Source organism: Stenotrophomonas maltophilia group sp. SKK55, assembly GCF_057179845.1.
This window is the reverse complement of record NZ_JBXUHP010000011.1, coordinates 137,984-158,118: the sequence shown is the minus strand read 5'-3', so window position 1 is coordinate 158,118 and position 20,135 is coordinate 137,984. Positions and strand designations below refer to the sequence as shown.

Here is a 20,135-nt window from a genome sequence, read left to right as displayed (position 1 = left end):
AATCAGAATAATCTGATACAGCTCACATTTTGAACGACGTATCGTCTGTGACCAGGGCGCCCTGCGTGCCCTGATACCCGGTGATGTCGATTGCCGTAGCCGGCATCAGCATCGCGCCGCCGTCGATACGCTGCCTCAAGGAGTGAGCTGCATGTTGATCCGCCTGCAATGCGAACAGCGCCAGTGGCGCGTGCTGCACCCGGATAGGCCGGAGCCGATCGAGTTCCGTGATGGCGCACGAGCCTATGACTTTGCCGAGACCCTGGCCCGCCTGCACTTCGTCGACACCGGGCAGCGCGCCGCCGTGCGCGTGGAGGCCAGCGGGGCGTTCGTGGAAGCGGTCAGTTACGGTTGAGCGTGGGGCGCCTGCCGGGGCAGGCCTGCGGGGTTCGGCCATCCACGCATGGCGTGGAACCACCTGCTTCCACCGTGGAAGGTGCGAGCCTTCGGCTGCACCTTCCCGTGATGCGTGGATTCCTGATCGGCCTCAGCCCGCGGCACTCAGCGGCGGGCTGCCTGCGGCCAGCTGTGGCCAACGCTTGAGCACGGCGGCGCGGATGCCGGCCGCATCGATACCGGCTTCGGCCAGCAGGTCCTCGCGGCTGGCGTGGTGCTGGTAGCTGTCGGGCAGGCCCAGGTGCAGGATCGGACGCAGCACGCCTTCGGCATTGAGCAGTTCACCGACACCGGAACCGGCACCGCCGGCCACGACGTTGTCTTCGATCGTGACCAGGCCCTCGTGTTGGGCGGCCATGGCCAGCACCAGCTCGCGATCCAGTGGCTTGATGAAGCGCATGTTGACCACGCTCAGGCCCAGTTCGCGGCCGACCTGCTCGGCGGCGGGCACGGTGCTGCCGAAGGCAAGCAGGGCGATGCGGTTGCCCTGCAGGCGCAGCTCGCCCTTGCCGATCGGCAGGGTCGACAGGTCGGTGCCGGCCGCAACGCCGGTACCCGTACCGCGCGGGTAGCGCACGGCAGCCGGACCCGGGTGCTGCAGGCCGGTGCTGAGCATCTGCCGGCACTCGGCTTCATTGGAGGGTGCCATCACCACCATGTTCGGCACGCAGCGCAGGAAGCTGAGGTCGAGGTTGCCGGCGTGGGTCGCGCCGTCCGGACCGACCACCCCAGCGCGGTCGATCGCAAACAGCACGTCCAGATCCTGGATCGCCACGTCGTGCACCAGCTGGTCGTACGCACGCTGCAGGAATGTGGAGTAGATCGCCACCACCGGCTTGCCACCCTGGGTGGCCATGCCGGCGGCGAGGGTGACCGCGTGCTGCTCGGCGATCGCCACGTCGAAATAGCGCTGGGGGTACTCCTTGCTGAAGCGCACCAGGCCGGAGCCTTCGCGCATCGCCGGGGTGATGCCGTAGAGGCGCGGCTCGGCGGCGGCGGCATCGCACAGCCAGTCGCTGAATACATCGGTATAGGTCGGCTTCTTGGCCCCGGCCTTGGCCACCAGGCCCTTGTCCGGATCGAACGGGCCCACGGCGTGGTAACCGATCTGATCGCCTTCCGCCGGCTCGTAGCCCTTGCCCTTGGTGGTCATCACATGCAGCAGCTTCGGGCCCTTGGAGGCGCGCAGCGTCTTCAGGGTGGACAACAGCGCCGGCATGTCGTGGCCGTCGATCGGGCCGGTGTAGTGGAAGCCCATCTCTTCGAACATCGTGGAGGGCACGAACATGCCCTTCCAGTGTTCTTCCCAGCGCTTCACGAAACGCGCCGGGTTGTTCTTCTTGTCACCGAGGATCTTCTTGCCACCTTCGCGCAGCGCGTTGAGCGTACGGCTGCCGGTCGCTCGGCCCAGCATCTTGGTCAGGCCGCCCACTGCCTCGGAGATCGACATGTTGTTGTCGTTGAGGATCACCAGCAGGTTCGGCTCCGGCTCCATGCCACCGGCGTGCATCAGCGCCTCGAACGCCATGCCGGCAGTCATCGCGCCGTCACCGATCACTGCCACGACCTTGCGGTCGTCGCCTTCGGACTGGCGGGCGATGGCCATGCCGAGCGCGGCCGAGATCGAGGTGGAGGAGTGGCCGACGCCGAAGGTGTCGTACTCGCTTTCCTCGCGCTTCGGGAACGGCGCGACACCGTCCTTCTGCTTGACGGTATGGATCTCGTCGCGGCGGCCGGTCAGGATCTTGTGCGGGTAGGTCTGATGGCCGACGTCCCACACCAGCTGGTCGACCGGGGTCTGGTACAGGTAGTGCAGCGCCACGGTGAGCTCGATGACGCCCAGGCCGGCGGCGAAGTGGCCTCCGCTCTTGCCCACCGATTCGATGAGGTAGGCGCGCAGTTCGTCGGCGACCGCCCTCAATTCGGATTCGTCGAACGTGCGCAGGTCATCCGGTGTCTGGATGCGCGCGAGGCGGGGATAGCGGGCAGAGTCGATCATCATGTTCGCACTTTTTCTGAACGCCCATTTTCGCCCTCAAACGGGGGTGGGGCAAGCAAACGCCGCCGTCCGTGACAGGACGGTGAGGGTTGCATGTTCGGGCGTTCAGGTGCTCAGTTTCGAGCGCTTGGGCAACTGCGCCTTCAGGAAGGCCATCTGGTCGGCCAGGATGTTGCGGTTGGACAGGATCAGGTGCTCGATCCAGCTGGGCCGGTAGGGCACCGCCAGCAGGGGCATGCCGGCCTGCTGCGGGGTGCGGTCGCTCTTGCGCGAGTTGCAGTGGAAGCAGGCGGTGACCACGTTTTCCCAGCAGTCCAGGCCACCTTTGGACAGCGGCATGACATGGTCGCGGGTGAGCGTGGGGCGGGTGAACTGCTGGCCGCAGTACATGCACAGATGGGCGTCGCGGGCGAACAGGGCCTGGTTGGTCAGGTTCGGCGTCGGGTCGATCGCGCGGGAGCGGGCGTGGCCGCGGGCAGCGATGATCGGGTGCAGGTCCATGCCGCTCTGCAGGCCGCTGAAGCGGTTGGTGCCACCGTGGATGTGCAGGCAGGGATCGCCAAGCGTCCAGGCCACTGCCTCGCGGGCGTAGAGGCAGGCCGCATCCTGCCAGGTGATCCAGTCCAGTACGCGTCCGTGGGCATCAAGCGAGAGCAGCCGGACCGAACCGGGGCGATGCAGCGTCGTGGCGTTGGGCGATGCTTCGGCGCCCGGAGCAGAAAACGGAGCTCCGGCTTCGATCAGACCCAAGCGTGTAGTGTCTGTCTCCATCGGGAGAACAGCTTATACCTGAATGTTGACGATTTGTGTATCGCCCGTCGGCGATACGCAAATCGTCAACATTCAGGTCCGCGCATTCCTCCTATCCCCCGCACCTGTCGGTGCGCCCCCCCTTAACAAAGGGGGCTTTTCTCCAGATGGATTCCGGTGGTTCTCATCCACGCGTGGCGTGGATCTACGGCAGATCGCGGGGGACTGTCAGAGGCGGGGCGGTGTGGGGTGGCAGGACCGTTGGCGCCATGGATGGCGCCATCGAGCCCCCAAGGATGGGTTTACGGCGTGTCCTGCCAGGCCACACCGCCCCGCCATCCACCGGGATACAGCTGTTGTTGTTGCGGTTGCCGGCCAGCGGCCGGCACTACCGCGGGTGCCGGGCGGCAGCCCGGCTCAGACGCCGAATCGCTCGTCGTCCATCGCCATCAGCGGGGCGGCGCCGGACTGGATCGCGGCGGCGTGGCTGAGGGTGCGCGGCAGCACGCGGGCGAAGTAGAACCGCGCAGTCTCGCGCTTGCCCTGGGCGAAGGCGGCGCCGTGCGCGCTGGCATCGGCGGCGGCCACGCTGCGGGCCCACCAGTAGGCCAGCACCACGTAACCCGAATAGAACAGGTAGTCGTAGCTGGCCGCGCCCAGTTCGTCCGGACTGGCGGCCGCGCGCTGGAGCACGTCCATCGTCAGCTTGCCCCATTCGGCGGCCTTGGCGCGCAGCGGGCCAATGAACTCGGCCAGCGCTTCGTTGCCCTCGTGTTCCTTGGCGAAGGCTTCGATCTCGGCCAGCATCAGCTTCAGGCCGGCGCCCTGGCTGGACGCGGTCTTGCGGCCGATCAGGTCCAGCGCCTGGATGCCGGTGGTGCCTTCATACAGCGTGGTGATTCGGGCATCGCGGGCCAGCTGTTCCATGCCGTGTTCGCGGATGTAGCCGTGGCCACCGAAGCACTGCAGGGCGTTGTAGGTGTTCTCGATGCCCCATTCGGTCTGGCAGGCCTTGGAGATCGGGGTCAGGAAGCTCACCAGGGTGTCGGCGCGCTCGCGCTCGGCCGCATCTTCGGCATGGTGGGCGACGTCGATCAGGGTTGCGGCGTGCAGCGCCAGCAGGCGGCTGCCTTCGACCAGCGACTTCACCGTCAGCAGCATGCGGCGCACATCCGGGTGGACCAGGATCGGGTCGGCCGGCTTGTCAGGGAACCTGGCACCACTCAGGGCGCGCGACTGCAGGCGCTCACGGCTGTACTTCAGCGCGTTCTGGTAGGCGCGCTCGGACAGGCCGATGCCCTGCAGGCCGACCCCCAGGCGCGCGGTGTTCATCATGGTGAACATCGCCTGCAGGCCCTTGTGCGGCTGGCCGACCAGGTAGCCCTGCGCGCCATCGAAGTTCATCACGCAGGTGACCGACCCCTTGATGCCCATCTTGTGCTCGATCGAGCCGCAGCGCAGTGCGTTGCGCTCGCCGACGTTGCCGTCGCGGTCGACCTTGAACTTCGGGGTGACGAACAGCGAGATGCCCTTGGCACCCGGGGGAGCGTCGGGCAGCTTGGCCAGCACCAGGTGCACGATGTTCCCGGTCAGGTCATGCTCGCCGGCGGTGATGAAGATCTTGGTGCCGGTGATCGAATAGCTCCCATCGGCGTTCGGCTCGGCCTTGGTCTTGAGCAGGCCGAGGTCGGTACCGCAGTGCGGTTCGGTCAGGCACATGGTGCCGGTCCAGCGGCCCTCGATCAGCGGCTTGAGGAAAGCCTCGTGCTGCCAGGCCTCGCCGTGCTGCTTCAACGCTTCGATCGCGCCGTGCGAGAGCAGCGGGAAGTTGCCCCACGCCAGGTTGGCGGCGTTGATCATTTCGTTCAGCGGCACGCCCAGGGTGTGCGGCAGGCCCTGGCCGCCCAGCTCCGGCGAGGCGGTCAGGCCGGTCCAGCCGCCATCGACGAACTGGTCGTAGGCCTGCTTGAAGCCGGGCGGGGTGGTCACTTCACCGGTGGCCTGGTCGAGCACGCAGCCGATCTCGTCGCCGACGCTGTTGAGCGGGGCCAGCACGGTGGCGCTGAAGCGGCCGGCTTCCTCCAGCACGGCATCGACCACGTCGGCGGTGGCGTCGGTGAAGCCCAGGCGGGCGAACAGGGGTTCGACCTTGAGCACGTCGTGCAGGGCGAAACGGAGGTCGGAAAGCGGGGCGGTGTAGCTGCTCATCGGTACGTCTCGATTTGATCAGGGCAGGGGAGAGCGGCGCCGGGCGCCGCCACGAAAGGCGGGTTCAGCGCAGCACGCCGGGCAGGCCGGGGGCCTGGTTGAGGGTGCTGCGGCTGCTGATGTCGAAGCTGCGCTGCTTCTTCTCCTGCGGCGTGGCCGCCACCGTTCCCTTCAGGCCATAGGCCAGGGTGCGGTTGCTGGCCAGCGCATCGGCCACCACCAGGCGCGCGGCCGAGCTGGGCACGAGGTCGACATTGATGACGTCGGCGGAGGTGCCGCCGATGGAGATGCCGGGCTTGGCCTGCAGGGTGCCGGCTTCGTTGTCGCCGACGGTCAGCGCCAGCGAAACGTCATCGAAGGTCATCGGCATCGAGCTGAAGTTCTGCAGGCGCAGGGCCACGGTCCAGTTGCCGTCGGCACGCACGGTCAGCTGCTGCAGGCTGGCCGCCGGTTCCGAAACACGCTTGACGATGCCGTTGTTGCAGGCAACAAGGGCGAGGGTGCACAGGACAATCAAGGCGATACGGAAACGGTGGAGCATGGGCGCAAGTCCTCTGGAGGGGTGCGTTTGGATAAGCATACTACGGCGTATGGTCGTTTGGATCGCCTGTGGCGACCCGTCGCAGAGGGTAGCGCGTGAAGATGGTGGCCGGGCGTGCGCGGCGCCGCGGTTGCGACGCGGTTCAATCGGCGGGCGTATCGCGAAGCGGGGCCATCAGGCGCAGCGGGCGCAGGTCGTAGCCCATGGCCTCGGCCTTTTCTTTCAGCGCTTCGAAGCGTGCGCGATCCATTTCCGGCAGGCGCGAGAGGATCCACAGGTACTTCCGGTCCGGTTCACCGACCAGCGCCCACTGATAGTCCGGATCCAGCGCCAGCACCCAGTAGTCGGCCCAGACCAGCGGGACCCAGCTCAGCCAGTCCGGCGCGAAGCGCACCTGCAACTGGCCGGGATGGCCGGCCACCGCGCGAGCCACGCCTTCGGCGACCACGCGCTCACCGTCGCCGTTGCGGCAGGCGTTGGTGACACTGATGCGGCCATCGCTGCGCAGTCCGTAGTTGGCGGTGATCTCGCCCACGCACTGCTTCTGGAACGAGACCGGAAGATGCGCAATCTCGTGCCACTGGCCGGCGTAGCGATCAATGTCCAGGCGCTCGACCGCGCGCACAGGTTCAGTGGCGATCACCGGGAAAGCGGCCAGCAGCAGGCAGGCGAACAGGGCGGGGCGCAGAGGCATCGTCAGGCTCCAGGCAGGAGTCTGGAGCGTAGGTGCCGCCGCGCATGCCGGTGTAAATGTTTCGTCAACCGGGCGTGTGCGCAGGCGCCGCATCCGCCACTCGTGCAGTGCGCGAAGCACGAACAAAAAAAGACCTGCATCTCTGCAGGTCTCGAAAGATGGTGGCCGAAGACGGAATCGAACCGCCGACACGGGGATTTTCAATCCCCTGCTCTACCAACTGAGCTACTCGGCCAAACTGTGTGGCAATCACGATCAACCGTGATTCCCGAAAAAAAGACCTGCATTTCTGCAGGCTGTCGAACGTGGTGGCCGAGGACGGAATCGAACCGCCGACACGGGGATTTTCAATCCCCTGCTCTACCAACTGAGCTACTCGGCCACGTAGTTCATTGCAGCGAGGTCGCTGCCAAGGACGCGCATATTACGGAGGTCAGCCGCCTACGGCAAGCATTTTGGCAAAAAACCTTCACATTGCCGTCTGCGCAGGCGCAAGTACTTGATCCGCCGTCGCGGAGCGGGGGCGCGCTGGATGCCGATTCAACCGGGCGCGGCGGCGCGGTGATCATCGCGTGCGGCGGAATTCAGCGGGCCACGGTGATCGACAAACGCGGCGTGGCGCGGCCTGCGCGTGGACGGCACCGATACCGGACATGGAACGCTGTTTTCGTGACCGCCATGGGGGAACGCTGCGGCGTAGTGTCGGCGTTCCTTTCCTGATGCTGGCAACAGCAGAGACCGTCGTCATGTCCGACTCATCGACCACCACCCGCATCGTGCTGGCGTCGCGTCCGCAGGGGGCGCCCACCGCAGCCAATTTCCGTCTGGAGCAGGCCGCGCTGCCGCCCTTGGGCGACGGCGAGGTGCTGCTGCGCAATCGCTACCTCTCACTGGACCCGTACATGCGTGGACGCATGGATGAGGGACCGTCGTATGCCGCGCCGGTGGCAGTGGGGGCTGTGAAGGCCAGACCGTGGCCGAGGTGGTGCAATCCAGGGCCGAGGGGGTCGCAGTGGGCGAACGGGTGCTGGCGCCGGGCGGGTGGCAGACCCACGCCGTGCTGCCGGCCAAGGCGCTGGGCCGCCGCCTGGACCCGGCCGGGCTGCCGTTGAGTACGGCGCTGGGGGTGTATGGCATGCCGGGCTTCACCGCCTACTCCAGCCTTCATGAAATCGCCCGCCTGCAGCCGGGAGAGACGCTGGTGGTGGCCGCCGCAACAGGGCCGGTCGGCGCGACCGTGGCGCAGTTGGCCAAGCTGCAGGGCGCGCGCGTAGTGGCTATCGCCGGTGGCGAGGCCAAGCGTGCCTATCTGCAGACGCTGGGCGTGGACGTGGCGCTGGATCATCGCGCGGCTGATTTTGCCGAGCAGCTGCGCGCGGCGGTACCTGCGGGTATCGACGTGTACTTCGAGAACGTCGGGGGTCATGTACTGGACGCGGTGCTGCCGTTGCTCAACGACTTCGCCCGCATTCCGGTGTGCGGCACCATCGCCACCTACAACGATCGTGGTGTCACGCAGCCTGGCCCGGACCGCCTGCCGGCGCTGTTCAGCCAGATCCTGCGCCAGCGCCTGACCGTGCGCGGTTTCATCGTGCATGACTTCAAGCACCTGTGGCCGGACTTCGAGCGCGAGATGGCGCAGTGGCTGCGTGAGGGCCGCATCCAGTACCGCGAGGATGTGGTGGAAGGGCTGGAAAATGCACCGGAGGCGTTCTTCGGGCTGCTGCTGGGGCACAACTTCGGCAAGCTGGTGGTGAAGCTGGACTGAGGGCTTGGCCGGTGCCGGACAAGGTCGGCGGCTTGCGGGTCGCGTCAGCCGTTGGCGACCTTTTCCCGGCGCAGCAGTTCGCGCTTGCGTGCCACGCCCCAGGCATAGCCGGACAGGTCGCCGTCGCGGCGCACCACCCGGTGGCAGGGCACCGCCACGGCCAGCGGATTGCTTGCGCAGGCGCGTGCCACCGCGCGGCTTGATCGCGGCGCGCCGATACGCGCGGCGATTTCGGCATATGAGGCCGTCTGTCCGCGCGGAATCTGCTGCAGCGCCTGCCATACACGTTGCTGGAAAGCCGTGCCGCGGATGTCCAGCGGCAGCGTGGCGCCCCGCGAGGGATCCTCGACCAGGCCCACCACCTGTGCCACCAGTTGCTCATAGCCGCTGTCGGCCCCGACCAGTTCGGCCTGGCGGAAGCGCTGCTGCAGTGACTGCAGCAGCGCTTCCGGATCGTCGCCGAGCAGGATCGCGACCACGCCGGTGGCACTGCTGGCCACCAGCACGCTGCCCAACGAACTTTCGGCAAGCGCGAAGTGGATGACTTCGCCGCGACCACCGGCACGCCATTGCTTCGGCGTCATGCCCAGCAGCTTCGGCGCGTTCTCGTAGAAGCGTCCGCTGGAGCCGAAGCCGGCATCGTGGAAGGCGTCGGTGATGCGTTCCTTCTGCTGAAGTTCGCTGCGCAGGCGATCGGCGCGCAGCGCTGCAGCGTACTGCTTCGGGGTCAACCCGGTCGCCTGCTTGAACAGGCGATGCAGCCGGGTCGGGCTGCAGCCGGCGATGGCGGCCAACGCCTGCAGCGAGGGCTCGTCGAGGCTGGCCTGCAGATGGCGGCAGACCCGTTCGACGCGGGCATCGGGAGCGGTGGTGGCGGTGCTGTCCATGGATGGATTCTGGCACGTGCCGGTTCTACGGAAACTCCGTTTCCTGCACCGGGTCGGGAGGCCCGGAAACGGAGTGTCGGCAGGCGAGAGGCGCGGCATCGTGGTGGCCACTCCACAACCGGTACCACCCTCATGCGCCTGAACAACAAGATCGCCCTCATCACCGGTGCCAGTGCTGGCATCGGCCGCGCCAGCGCGCTGCGCTTTGCTGCCGAAGGGGCAAAGCTGGTGCTCAATGCACGACGCCCACAGCCGCTGCAGGTGCTGGCCGAGCAGATCCGCGCCGCCGGTGGCGAGGTGGTGGTGCATGCCGCGGACGTGGCTGATCCGGCCACGGCACCGGCGCTGGTGGAACTGGCCCAGCAGTCATTCGGTGGGTTGGACATCGCGCTCAACAATGCCGGCATGCTCGGGCCCGGTGCACCGGCAGCAGAGTTCCCGGTGGATGCGTGGCGCGAGGTGATGGCCACCAATCTCGATGCCGCCTTCCACGCCGCACGCGCCCAGTTGCCGGCGTTGCTGGCACGCGGCGGTGGCTCGCTGGTGTTTGTCGGCACCTTCGTCGGCCACACCGTCGGCTTCCCGGGCATGGCGGCCTATGCGTCGAGCAAGGCGGGGCTGATCGGCCTGAGCCAGGTGATTGCGGCCGAGTACGGCGCGCGCGGCGTGCGCAGCAACGTGCTGCTGCCCGGGGGCACCGATACCGAAATGGGCCGGCAGGCCGCACCGACCGGCGATGCCCGCGACTTCGTGCGCTCGCTGCATGCACTCAAGCGCATGGCCGAGCCGGAAGAGATCGCCAATGCGGCGTTGTTCCTGGCCAGCGATGAAAGCAGCTTCGTTACCGGTACCGCAATGCGCGTTGAAGGCGGCGTGTCGATCACCCGAACCTGAGCGCCGTCACGTGCGAGGCGAGTAGCGGATGCCGCTGCTGGCCATGAATCCCTTCGGGTCGAACCGGGCCCAGGCCTCGCCCCAGCTGAAGCGGACGTGGCCGCCGCTCAACGTGCGACCCAGCGCTGCACCCAGCGTGCGCCGCATGAAAGCCACTTCGGCATCGATCGCGGCCTGGGTCGGCCAGCCGTCTTCCAGTGTCGCATCAGGCAGATCGACACCCATCGTCACCCTGTCGAGCTGTTGCCCGTGGAAGCCCAGGCTGATGCCAGCGGGCGCACCGCCCAGGCTGAGCCGCTGCAGGCTCAGCCAGACGTAGCCGGTGCCGACATCGCGCTCGCCATGCGTCAGCGTGGCGAAGGCGATGCGCGCCTCCTGCAGTGAGAGGCTGGGACGGATCAGGTTCGGCAGCGTGCCGAGCTGGATGCTGCCGTCGGTTGGATTGAAGTTCATCGGCACGGTGGGCGTCGCGTGCTGGGCGGGCGGGGGCATGGGTGTCCGCGGAATTCGTGCTGCATCGGATTCTGGGCGTGTGTTCACCGTCGCAGCAAGTGGGTTCGTGCACACGCTGTTGGCGCGGGACTGACCTGTGGATTACCCGCCGGCCTCTAGCGTGGGGCAGAACGTCGGCCTGATGCCGATGAGGGAGTAATCAGATGAACGAGCCAGACAAGGATCAGGACCCGAAGCAGGGCATCCAGGAAAGCCGCCAGGACCGGAAGCAGGACAACGTGGCGAAGCAGCGGCCGGGCCAGTGCGACCAACAGGTGCGTGATGCGCATTCGCGCAGCCCGCGCCGCAAGGATGGCGGCCAGGAACCCGGCTAGGCGGATTCCAGACAAGAAAAAACCCGTAGATCGCCAGGATCTACGGGTTCTTCTGAATAGTGGTGGAGCCAAGGAGGATCGAACTCCTGACCTCGTCATTGCGAACGACGCGCTCTCCCAGCTGAGCTATGGCCCCACGGCAAGGCTGCAGTGTAGCGCTGCCTGCCGGGCTTGCCAAGCACCGGGCAGGGACGACGCAAGGCCTGGATCCACCGCCGTGCCGGCCGGATTCGGGCCAGTGCTTGGCGCAGCAGGGCGAATTCGACAGAGACCAGGCGTTGCGCAAGGCAATGCCGGGGGCGGCAGCAATGAGCAGTCGTTCCGCGAAGCCGTGGCGCCGTAGAAGTAAAGGCGAGAGTTGGTTTCGCAGCGCGCATGCGGGCGACTTGCGAGGGTCGATGTCGCGCTGACCCGGCTGCCAGGAGCTTCGGGGGCAGATCCGTTTTCCTTGGGAGAACGGAGCTGACCCCAAGGTGGTGCCGGCGGACTGTGCCGAAACCGCTTGTTTCGCCGGGTTCGGGTGCCGCGCAACGAAATCGTAACAATTTGGGGGATAATGGCCGCTTGCGCAGTTTTCCCCCTTTTTGCCGCCCGGCTCGCGCAGGCCGCACGGACGCCTCCTCAGAGCATTCCATGCCCTCCCATTCCGATTCCCGCCGCCTGTCGGGTCTGTCGTCTTCCTTCGCTTCCTTCCGCCGCCATCCGCTGGCCCTGGCCTGTGCCGGCCTGGCCCTGGTCGGCAGCTTCGGTGCCGCCGCGCAGGACAGCGCGCCGACCCCGACCGGCCTGGACACGATCACCGTGACCGCCGAACACCGTGAGCAGAACCTGCAGGAAGTGCCGGTTTCGGTGGGCGTGGTGCAGGGCGAGCGCATGCGCGACTTCACCGCCGGCGGCGACGACACCCTGCTGGCACTGTCCGGCCGCGTGCCGAGCCTGTATGCGGAAACCACCACCGGCCGCATCTTCCCGCGCTTCTATATCCGTGGCCTGGGCAATATCGACTTCTACCTGGGTGCCTCGCAGCCGGTGTCGATCATCCAGGACGATGTGGTGCTGGAGCACGTGGTGCTGAAGTCCAACCCGGTCTATGACGTGGACCAGGTGGAAGTGCTGCGTGGCCCGCAGGGCTCGCTGTTCGGCCGCAACACCACCGCCGGCATCGTCAAGTTCGACACCCTGAAGCCGACCCAGGACTACACCGGCCGGGTCAGCGCCAGCTACGCGACCTACAACAGCGTGTCGATCGACGGCGGCTTCGGCGGCCCGATCAACGACATCGCTTCGTTCCGCGTGTCGGCGCTGTACCAGCACCGCGATGACTACGTCGACAACACCTACAAGGGCCCGAGTGCCGACGGCACGGTCAGCCCGAAGAAGAACGCGATGGGCGGCTTCGATGACCGCAACGTACGCGCGCAGCTGCTGCTGACCCCGAGCGACCAGTTCTCGATCCTGGCCTCGGCCCACGCCCGTGACTACGAAGGCACCTCGACCCTGTTCCTGCGCGGTGCGCTGACCAAGGGTTCGAACAAGACCGACGTGCCGCGCGACCAGGTCGCCTACGACGAAGCCGACAACAACCCGCAGGCCTACAAGACCTACGGCGGCTCGGTGAAGGCGCGTTACGACTTCGGCGCGATCGACTTCACCTCGATCACCGCCTACGAGACCACCTCCGGTTACAGCCGTGGCGACACCGACGGTGGCGCCGCGGTGAACTTCCCGGTGAACGGCGTGCCGAACGGCTACGGCCAGTCGATGGGCCGCATCCGTGACCTGGACCAGTGGACCCAGGAATTCCGCCTGGCCAGCCATGACGACAGCGCGCTGCAGTGGCAGGCCGGTGCCTTCTACTTCAACGGCAGCGACACCACCGACTTCTACCAGCGCGCCTGGTTCCTGCAGGGCGCGGCCCGCAACCCGAACAACTGGGTGCGCCTGCGCAACAAGAACACCTCGTGGGCCGGCTTCGGCCAGCTGAGCTATGCCTTCACCGACAAGTTCACCGTCACGGCCGGCCTGCGCCAGACCCGGGACGAGAAGCACACCCGCCTGCTGAAGACGGCTGACACTGCCGCTGGCGTGGTCACCTACAAGGGCCGCACCGACGTCAAGATGTCCGACACCACCCCGAGCTGGGATCTGAGCGCGATGTATCAGATCACGCCGGACGTGAGCGTCTATGCCAAGGTCGCCCGCGGCTTCCGCGGCCCGACCATCCAGGGCCGCTCGGCCGTGTTCAATGCCGACTTCACCACCGCCGATTCCGAGACCATCCTGTCCTGGGAAGCGGGCGTGAAGAGCAGCCTGTGGGACAACCGCCTGCGCCTGAACGCCACCGCGTTCACCTACACCGTCAACGACATCCAGCTCAACGGCAACGATTCGGACGGCAACGGCGTGCTGTTCAACGCCGACAAGGCCAAGGCCTATGGTTTCGAAGCGGACATGGAGCTGCGCCCGATCCCGAACCTGACCCTGAGCGCCGGCCTGAGCCTGCTGCACAGCGAGATCAAGGACAAGCGCGTCTACGCGCAGGTCTGCGGCCTCAACGGCCAGGTGGTGTGCACGGTGAATGACCCGACCATCAAGGTCGGTGCCAACACCTTCGCGCAGATCGACGGCAACCCGCTGCCGAACGCGCCGAAGTACAACGTCAACCTGGCCGCCCGCTACGACTTCCCGGTCAGCGACGCCGGCACCATGTTCGTCTCCACCGACTGGAACAAGCAGGGCTACACCAGCTTCGTGCTGTACGACAGCAAGGAGTTCAACTCCAAGGGTGATTTCGAAGGCGGCCTGAAGATCGGCTACTCGGGCAACTACGGTGCCTACGAAGTGGCGCTGTTCGCGCGCAACATCACCAACGAGAAGAACCTCAAGGGTGTGATCGAGAACTATATGGCTGCGGTCTACAACGAACCGCGCACCGTCGGTGTCTCGCTGAACATGAACTGGTAAGGCGTTGCGACGGTGGCGGGTCTTCCCGCCATCGCACTGCTGGAATGCAAAGGGCGGCCCGGTGATCCGGGTCGCCCTTTTTCATGGCCTTCCACGGTAGCCGGATCGCAATCCGGCGCCGTGCTCGGCGCTTCAACGTGCCGGCAGCAGCGCCTGCAGCCGCGACTCCAGCTCCTGCTGGCGCCAGCCCGCCAGTGCGGCCGGCCACTGGCGACGTTCCAGATAGCTTTCCAGGTGCTTGCGCGAGGCCAGCACGCCATCCGGCAGGCCCAGTTCGCGGCTGCGCTCGGCGACCGCGTCCTGCAGCTTCTTCAGTGCCTGCTTGTTGCTGTCGTTGGCCGGCAGCGCCAGCGGTGCCTCGGCCTCATCGGCCAGCGGTGTGTCCAGCGCCTGCCACACGGCGCCAGCGAGTTTGCGCGGTGCCTTCGGGAACTGTTCAAACAGCGTGGCCAGCGCGGCGGCATCGGCCGGTGGCGTGCGTGCCAGCGTGGCGGCCAGTTCGTTGTCCAGGATCCAGCTGCGCGGGCGGTCGCTGCTGCGTGCCTGCACATCACGCCAGCGCAGCAGGCGCAGCAGGCGGCGCTGCGCGGGAGCATCGAGAAACTGCGCTGAGCGCATCGCCAGATGCGGCCAGCGGTCCTCGTCATTGGCGACGCTGGCCAGCAGGCGCTCGCCGTCGTCGTGCAGCCACTGCTGGCGGCCCAGCGCCTGCAACTTGGCATCAATGGCGTCATGCAGCGCGAACAGATGCTCGACGTCGTCGGCGGCGTACTGCAGTTGCGACTCCGAGAGCGGACGGCGCATCCAGTCCGAGCGCGTTTCACCCTTGGCCAGCGCCACGCCGGTGATTTCCGCGACCAGCTTCTGGTAGCCCATGCCGCCACCAATGCCGGCCAGCGAGGCGCCGATCTGTGTGTCGAACAGCGGTCGCGGCAACACGCCGCAGGTCCACTTGAAGGCAACCAGGTCTTCGCTGGCGCTGTGCATCACCTTGGTGATCGACTCATCGGCCAGCCACGGCGCCAGTGCCTCGGCCATACCGGGAATCAGCGGATCGATCAGCAGGATGTCCTGCCCGACCGCCATCTGCACCAGAGCCAACTGCGGCCAGAACGTGCGTTCACGGATGAATTCGGTGTCCAGGCCGATGCGGGCCGGACGCTGCTGGAAGTACGCATCCAGCTCGGCGGGGGTGGTGATCCAGGTTGCCACGGGTCAGGGCCTACTACTCGGGTTTGCTCAGGCAGGGGAGAATAGCCTAACGTCGGTCCGCGTCCGTGCCGAAGGAGATCCTGCTTGCGTTTTCCGCTGTCGTCCGTGCTGTGCACCGCTCTGGCCGTGGCCCTGGCCGGTTGCACACCGTCGCCCTCGGCGACACCGGAGCCGGGGCCGGCTGCTGGCGAAGACGCGCGGCCGCAGGAAGGCTCACTGGCGGAGCCGACACCGGGGACCGGGCAGGGCAGCGTCACCATTGCCGGTGAGGATGCCACCGAGGACGTGCAGCGGTGGACACCGCCGCGGGTCGACCGGCAGGGCCGCAGCGTCGCCCAGCTGCGCCGCGCAGCCGAAAAGGCGTTCAGCGAAGGGCACCTGTACGAGGACGCCGACGCGGCGGTTCCGCTGTGGCTGGCGGTGCAGGAGGAAGACCCGGATGACCGCCTCGCCCGCAGCGGCCTGCAGCGTGCTCGCCAGCGCCTGCAGCAGCAGGCCGATGCCCTGCTGGTTCGGCCACTGCGGCAGCGCGAGGCGCTGGCCGAGGCGAGTCGCCAGGCGCTGGTGCTGCTGACCCTGGCGCCGAAGGATGAGAAGGTGCGCGCGCTGCAGGGCCGGGTAGAGCTCGCCCAGCGCGTGGTGGCCTATAACCGTGCTGGCGAGGAAGACCTGCGGTCGGGGCGGATCGGTGAGGACGGCGACGGTGCGATCGGCAACTTCCGTGAAGCGCTGGCTCTGGACGAACACAACAGCCGGGCGCGGCAGGGCCTGGCGGCGGCCGAAAGTGGCCTGATCCGCCGGGCCGAGGACGCCGCGCGCGTGCGCGACTTTGCCAGTGCGGGCACCTGGCTGGCCGAAGCCAGCAAGGTCCGTGACTCGTCACCGACCATTGCCGATGCCTTCGAGCGCATCGAGCAGATCCGCGCCGCCGCGCTGCTGCAGCTGCGTGATGAGGGCCTGCGCGAGCTGGCGACGCCGCAGGGGCTGAAGCCGGCGCGCGAAAAGCTGGCCGAGGCCCTGCGCATCGCCTTGCCGGGGGATGCGGTGGTGGCCCAGCTGCGCGAACGCATCGATCTGGCCACCCATTACGGCAGCTTCCGCCCGGGTCAGGTGTTCAGCGACGCGATGCGTGATGGTGGGCGCGGTCCGCAGATGGTGGTTGTGCCGCATGGCGGCTTCCAGATGGGCGCGGGTGATGCCGAGCCCGGCTCCACCGACGCCGAGCGCCCCTCCCATTACGTTCGCTTTGACCGCGGCTTCGCGATGGCGATCACCGAGGTTACCGTCGGCGATTTCGAGCGCTATGTGAAGTCGACCAATGCACGACCACGTGCGACCCGGCGCGGCCACTCGGTGGTCTATGACGAGCGCAGCGGCAATTTCATCCGCCGCAGCGGCGTCGACTGGCGTTCGGATTACGATGGCGCGCGCGCACTGGGCAACTCGCCGGTGATGCATGTCAGCGTGCGGGATGCCGAGAACTACGCGGCATGGCTGTCCGAGCAGACCGGACGCAGCTACCGGCTGCCGAGCGAGGCCGAATTCGAATATGCGCTGCGCGCCGGGAGCAGTGGCCGCTACCCCTGGGGAGACGCGGGTACGCCGCCGCCGGGCAGCGGCAATTTCACCGGCAGCAAGGACGTCTCGCCTTCGGGTCGGCACTGGCACAACGCTTTCATCGGCTATGGCGATGGCTGGTGGGGACCGGCGCCGGTGGCCAGTTTCCAGGCCAATGCTTTCGGCCTGCACGACATGGCCGGGAATCTGAGCGAATGGGTGGCCGACTGCTGGCACGCCAGCTACCGGCGTGCGCCGTCCGACGGTGTCGCCTGGTTCAACCCGGGCTGCCGGTCACGGGTGATCCGGGGCGGCAATTGGGCCAATGCGCCCGAGCAGACCCGTGCGGCCTGGCGGCAATCGCAGGATTCGGACACCACCAATGCGCGCATCGGCTTCCGTCTGGTGCGCGGCATCTGAGCGGCATCGGGCTTCACCCGCTGCTGGCGTCCGCGCACTAAGATTGCGCCGTGCCCGCCAGCCGGCGGGGTCTGCTGGAAGACCACCGATGCGCAACGATCCCTTTTCCCGCTCGCCCCAAGGCCCGCAGCGACGCGGCCTGTTCGGCAACATCCGCTGGTGGGTGCTGCTGCTGGCGGCGGGCTATGCGGTGTTCTACTGGTTCTCCAATCGCACCGTCGATCCCTACACCGGCGAGAAGGTGATGATCGACAGCAGCCTGGATGCGCGCCAGGAGACCGCGCTCGGTCTGCAGGCCTACCAGCAGATCCTCTCACAGGAACGGCCGATGGATCCGAATGCGCCGATCGCGCGCGATGTGCGCGACATCGCGCAGCGCCTGATCGCCAAGGTGGATGTGGTGGAGACCGCGCTGGCACAGGAGCACGGCGTGCAGCCGGCGCATTTCGCGCGGGATTTCCAGTGGGAAGTGAATGTGATCCCGTCCGAGCAGGCCAATGCGTTCTGCCTGCCGGGCGGCAAGATGGCGGTCTACACCGGCCTGGTGCCGGTGGCGCGTACGCGTGATGCGATGGCGGTGGTGATGGGCCATGAGATCGCCCACGCGCTGCTGCGCCATGGTGCGCAGCGGATGGCGCAGCAGAAGCTGACCCAGATCGGGCAGATGGCCGGTGCCGCCAGCGGCATGGATGCGCAGCAGCAACAGATGATGATGTCGGCGATGGGCTACGGCTATCTGCTGCCCTATGCGCGCAGCCACGAGACGCAGGCCGACGAAGTGGGGCTGATGCTGGCCGCAGCGGCGTGCTTCGATCCCCGCGAGGCAGTGCCATTGTGGCAGCGCATGGGCCAGGCCAGTGGCGGCCAGGCGCCGCCGGAGTTCGCCTCCACCCACCCGAATCCGGGCACCCGCATCCAGAACCTGCAGGCACTGATGCCGAAGGCGCTCGAGTACCGGCAGAAGTTCTGCGAGCAGGCAAAGTAGGGGGGTGTTCGTCAGGGCTGCGCCCTGCACCTGCCGAAGCCAGAGCAACAGCAACAGCAACAGCAACAGCGTGCATTCCGTGGGGTGGCGGGGTGGGTCCGGTTGCGGGGGCCGCTGCAAGTCCCCCTCCGGGGCCCGGCCCAGCCGCGGGCGGCTGTGCGTTCGGGCGCTTGCGAAGCAGTGCTTCGCAAGCAAAGCGCCCTCACCCATGTAAGCTCGGTCGCCGCATCCATGCGGCTCACGCCCCCGCAACCGGACCCACCCCGCCTTCGACAGATTTCTGCTGCTGTTGGTAGGTGTCGACCTTGGTCGACACGGTAGATCCATGCGATGCGTGGATGCTTTTCGATCTCGATTCGAAATATTCGATTCCGATGGAGAGTCATCCAGCATGGCGTGGATCTACACGATCGCGGAAAACTGTCAGAGGTGGGGCGGTGTCGGAGTGCGGGGTGTCAGCCGCATGGGCCCGAGGCATGCCTCGGGCGGGTTGGGCAGGACGCCCAACCCTGGTCTTGCCGTGTGCGCAGGAAAGCGCACACTAGCAAGCGGCTGCCAAGCCTACAGGGATGTACTTGCGGCGTCCCCGCACTCCGACATCGCCCCGCCATCCACGGATAGCCGGCTTTTGCTGTTGCTTCGACCTTTGATTGAAGCTCCGGCAGGTGCAGGGCGCAGCCCTGCCGAACCCCTTTACTTGACCTGCACGTCGATCACGCCGTCGCCGACGCGGGCCCGCAGGGCGTCACCGGGCTGTACCTGATCAACCTTCCGCACCAGGGTGCCATCATCGCTGCGGGTCAGGATGCTGTAGCCACGCGCCACGGTCGCCAGCGGGCTGACTGCTTCAAGTGAACGTGCCAGCCCGCGCAGTCGCAGTGCATCGCGCTCCAGCAGACGCTGCATCGCTGCCTGCGGTCGTCCGCGCAGGGTGGCCAGGCGGCGTTGCATCGTGTCGAGCTGGCGCTGTGGATGGTGCCCGCGCAGGACCGCCGCTGCATGGCGAAGCCGCGCGGCACGGCGCTCCTGCTGCTGGTTGAACGCGGCATGCAGGCGCCGGCCCAGATCGAGCTGGCGTCGACGCAGCAGGTCCAGTCGTGCCTGCGGGCTCTGGGCGTTCAGGCGCAACAGGGCGCGGTCGGCGCGCTGCATCGCCTGCTGCATCGCATGCCGTTGCAGCTGCACCATGCGGGCGGCCGTGCGGCGCAGGCGCAGGGCCAGTTCGCGCTGGTCGGGTACCAGCAGCTCGGCCGCCACCGAGGGCGTTGGTGCACGCAGGTCGGCGGCGAAGTCGCTCAGGCTGAAGTCGGTTTCGTGGCCCACCGCCGAGACCACCGGCGTGCGGCTGGCGGCGATCGCACGGGCCAGTGTTTCATCGTTGAAGGCCCACAGGTCTTCCAGCGAACCACCACCGCGGGTCAGCAGGATCACGTCGTAGCGGCCACTGGCATCGGCGGCCTGCAGCAGCCGGGTGATCTGCGCGGCGGCACTGCTGCCCTGTACCAGGGTTGGCAGCAGGTCCACTTCCAGCAGCGGGAAGCGCCGGCCGAGCACGCTCAGCACGTCGCGCACGGCGGCGCCGGTGGGCGAGGTGATCACGGCCAGGCGCTGCACGTGCGCCGGCAGCGGCCGCTTGCGTGCCGGGTCGAACAGGCCCTCGGCCTCCAGCCGTGCCTTCAGCTCCTCGAAGGCGCGGCGCAGCGCGCCTTCGCCGGCTTCCTCCATGTGGTCCAGCACCATCTGGTACTCGCCACGGGCGTCGTACAGGGTCACCTTGCCGCGCACCAGCACGCGCATGCCTTCGCGCGGCACGAACTTCAGGTACTGCGCCTTCATCCGGAACATCGCCGCACGCAGCTGCGCGCGCGCGTCCTTCAGGGTGAAGTAGAGGTGTCCGGAGGCAGGACGCGCCACGCTGCCCAGTTCGGCCTCGACCCAGATCGCCGGGAAGCTGCCTTCCAGCAGGTCGCGGGCCAGGGTGTTGAGCTGGCTGGGGGTGAGGATGTCGTTGTTGCGTGGCTGCATGGAAACGG

15 protein-coding genes, 3 tRNA genes and 1 pseudogene are annotated in these 20,135 nt (G+C 67.3%); 7 read left to right on the top strand and 12 right to left on the bottom strand.

Going from position 1 to position 20,135, the window contains the following annotated elements; translation table 11 throughout:
- Positions 1 to 151 precede the first annotated feature (151 nt).
- Positions 152 to 355, top strand: a complete 204-nt coding sequence (locus tag AC2A1N_RS05640; protein WP_005417823.1) for a hypothetical protein — start codon at positions 152 to 154, stop codon at positions 353 to 355.
- A 132-nt stretch (positions 356 to 487) separates the two neighbouring features.
- Here the strand turns inward: AC2A1N_RS05640 and dxs are convergent, their stop codons facing one another.
- The 7 genes from dxs to AC2A1N_RS05605 form a co-directional block, all read right to left on the bottom strand.
- Positions 488 to 2,395 carry a 1-deoxy-D-xylulose-5-phosphate synthase gene (gene dxs, locus AC2A1N_RS05635; protein WP_061478102.1) on the bottom strand — a complete coding sequence of 636 codons (1,908 nt, stop codon included), beginning with the start codon at positions 2,393 to 2,395 and terminating at the stop codon, positions 488 to 490.
- Positions 2,396 to 2,500: 105 nt separating this feature from the next.
- Complete coding sequence (locus tag AC2A1N_RS05630) at positions 2,501 to 3,166, bottom strand: HNH endonuclease (RefSeq protein ID WP_032954353.1); 666 nt, start codon at positions 3,164 to 3,166, stop codon at positions 2,501 to 2,503.
- A gap of 396 nt (positions 3,167 to 3,562) precedes the next feature.
- Positions 3,563 to 5,353, bottom strand: a complete 1,791-nt coding sequence (locus AC2A1N_RS05625; protein ID WP_231352219.1) for an acyl-CoA dehydrogenase C-terminal domain-containing protein — start codon at positions 5,351 to 5,353, stop codon at positions 3,563 to 3,565.
- Positions 5,354 to 5,417: 64 nt separating this feature from the next.
- Positions 5,418 to 5,894 carry an LEA/WHy family protein gene (locus tag AC2A1N_RS05620; RefSeq protein ID WP_072169136.1) on the bottom strand — a complete coding sequence of 159 codons (477 nt, stop codon included), beginning with the start codon at positions 5,892 to 5,894 and terminating at the stop codon, positions 5,418 to 5,420.
- Positions 5,895 to 6,036: 142 nt separating this feature from the next.
- A complete protein-coding gene (locus AC2A1N_RS05615) occupies positions 6,037 to 6,588 on the bottom strand; it encodes a lipocalin family protein (RefSeq protein ID WP_005417806.1) in 552 nt (183 codons plus the stop codon).
- 159 nt (positions 6,589 to 6,747) lie between these two features.
- Positions 6,748 to 6,823: transfer RNA gene (locus AC2A1N_RS05610), tRNA-Phe, on the bottom strand.
- 71 nt (positions 6,824 to 6,894) lie between these two features.
- Positions 6,895 to 6,970, bottom strand: a tRNA-Phe gene (locus AC2A1N_RS05605).
- Positions 6,971 to 7,334: 364 nt separating this feature from the next.
- On the opposite strand from AC2A1N_RS05605, the pseudogene AC2A1N_RS05600 reads away from it, so the two are divergent.
- Positions 7,335 to 8,356, top strand: a pseudogene (locus AC2A1N_RS05600) (NADP-dependent oxidoreductase).
- 44 nt (positions 8,357 to 8,400) lie between these two features.
- On the opposite strand, the gene AC2A1N_RS05595 reads toward AC2A1N_RS05600, so the two are convergent.
- Positions 8,401 to 9,243, bottom strand: coding sequence for a bifunctional transcriptional activator/DNA repair enzyme AdaA (locus AC2A1N_RS05595; RefSeq protein ID WP_061478072.1), 843 nt, complete (start codon positions 9,241 to 9,243; stop codon positions 8,401 to 8,403).
- Between the two features lie 132 nt (positions 9,244 to 9,375).
- Here AC2A1N_RS05595 and AC2A1N_RS05590 point away from each other — a divergent pair, with 132 nt between their 5' ends.
- The gene (locus tag AC2A1N_RS05590) at positions 9,376 to 10,137 is read left to right on the top strand and encodes an SDR family oxidoreductase (RefSeq protein ID WP_061478071.1); all 762 of its coding nucleotides are present in this window, start codon (positions 9,376 to 9,378) and stop codon (positions 10,135 to 10,137) included.
- Positions 10,138 to 10,143: 6 nt separating this feature from the next.
- Here the strand turns inward: AC2A1N_RS05590 and AC2A1N_RS05585 are convergent, their stop codons facing one another.
- Entirely contained in the window at positions 10,144 to 10,629 is a 486-nt protein-coding gene (locus AC2A1N_RS05585) for a hypothetical protein (protein WP_061478070.1), read from the bottom strand.
- A gap of 164 nt (positions 10,630 to 10,793) precedes the next feature.
- On the opposite strand from AC2A1N_RS05585, the gene AC2A1N_RS05580 reads away from it, so the two are divergent.
- Positions 10,794 to 10,964 (top strand): hypothetical protein, encoded by a 171-nt coding sequence (locus AC2A1N_RS05580; protein ID WP_005417792.1) that lies wholly within the window; start codon positions 10,794 to 10,796, stop codon positions 10,962 to 10,964.
- Between the two features lie 60 nt (positions 10,965 to 11,024).
- On the opposite strand, the gene AC2A1N_RS05575 is transcribed toward AC2A1N_RS05580, so the two are convergent.
- Positions 11,025 to 11,100, bottom strand: a tRNA-Ala gene (locus AC2A1N_RS05575).
- 497 nt (positions 11,101 to 11,597) lie between these two features.
- Between AC2A1N_RS05575 and AC2A1N_RS05570 the strand changes: the two genes are divergently transcribed.
- The gene (locus AC2A1N_RS05570; RefSeq protein WP_061478069.1) at positions 11,598 to 13,928 is read left to right on the top strand and encodes a TonB-dependent receptor; all 2,331 of its coding nucleotides are present in this window, start codon (positions 11,598 to 11,600) and stop codon (positions 13,926 to 13,928) included.
- A 132-nt stretch (positions 13,929 to 14,060) separates the two neighbouring features.
- Here AC2A1N_RS05570 and rnd read toward each other — a convergent pair whose 3' ends face one another.
- Positions 14,061 to 15,140, bottom strand: coding sequence for a ribonuclease D (gene rnd / locus AC2A1N_RS05565; protein ID WP_061478068.1), 1,080 nt, complete (start codon positions 15,138 to 15,140; stop codon positions 14,061 to 14,063).
- A gap of 84 nt (positions 15,141 to 15,224) precedes the next feature.
- Between rnd and AC2A1N_RS05560 the strand changes: the two genes are divergently transcribed.
- Together AC2A1N_RS05560 and AC2A1N_RS05555 are read left to right on the top strand one after the other, a co-directional pair.
- Positions 15,225 to 17,117: a formylglycine-generating enzyme family protein gene (locus AC2A1N_RS05560; RefSeq protein ID WP_061478067.1), complete on the top strand. Its 1,893-nt coding sequence runs from the start codon at positions 15,225 to 15,227 to the stop codon at positions 17,115 to 17,117.
- Between the two features lie 88 nt (positions 17,118 to 17,205).
- Positions 17,206 to 18,102: a M48 family metallopeptidase gene (locus tag AC2A1N_RS05555; protein ID WP_005417787.1), complete on the top strand. Its 897-nt coding sequence runs from the start codon at positions 17,206 to 17,208 to the stop codon at positions 18,100 to 18,102.
- A 693-nt stretch (positions 18,103 to 18,795) separates the two neighbouring features.
- On the opposite strand, the gene xseA is transcribed toward AC2A1N_RS05555, so the two are convergent.
- Positions 18,796 to 20,127 carry an exodeoxyribonuclease VII large subunit gene (gene xseA / locus AC2A1N_RS05550; RefSeq protein ID WP_061478066.1) on the bottom strand — a complete coding sequence of 444 codons (1,332 nt, stop codon included), beginning with the start codon at positions 20,125 to 20,127 and terminating at the stop codon, positions 18,796 to 18,798.
- Positions 20,128 to 20,135: the final 8 nt, after the last annotated feature.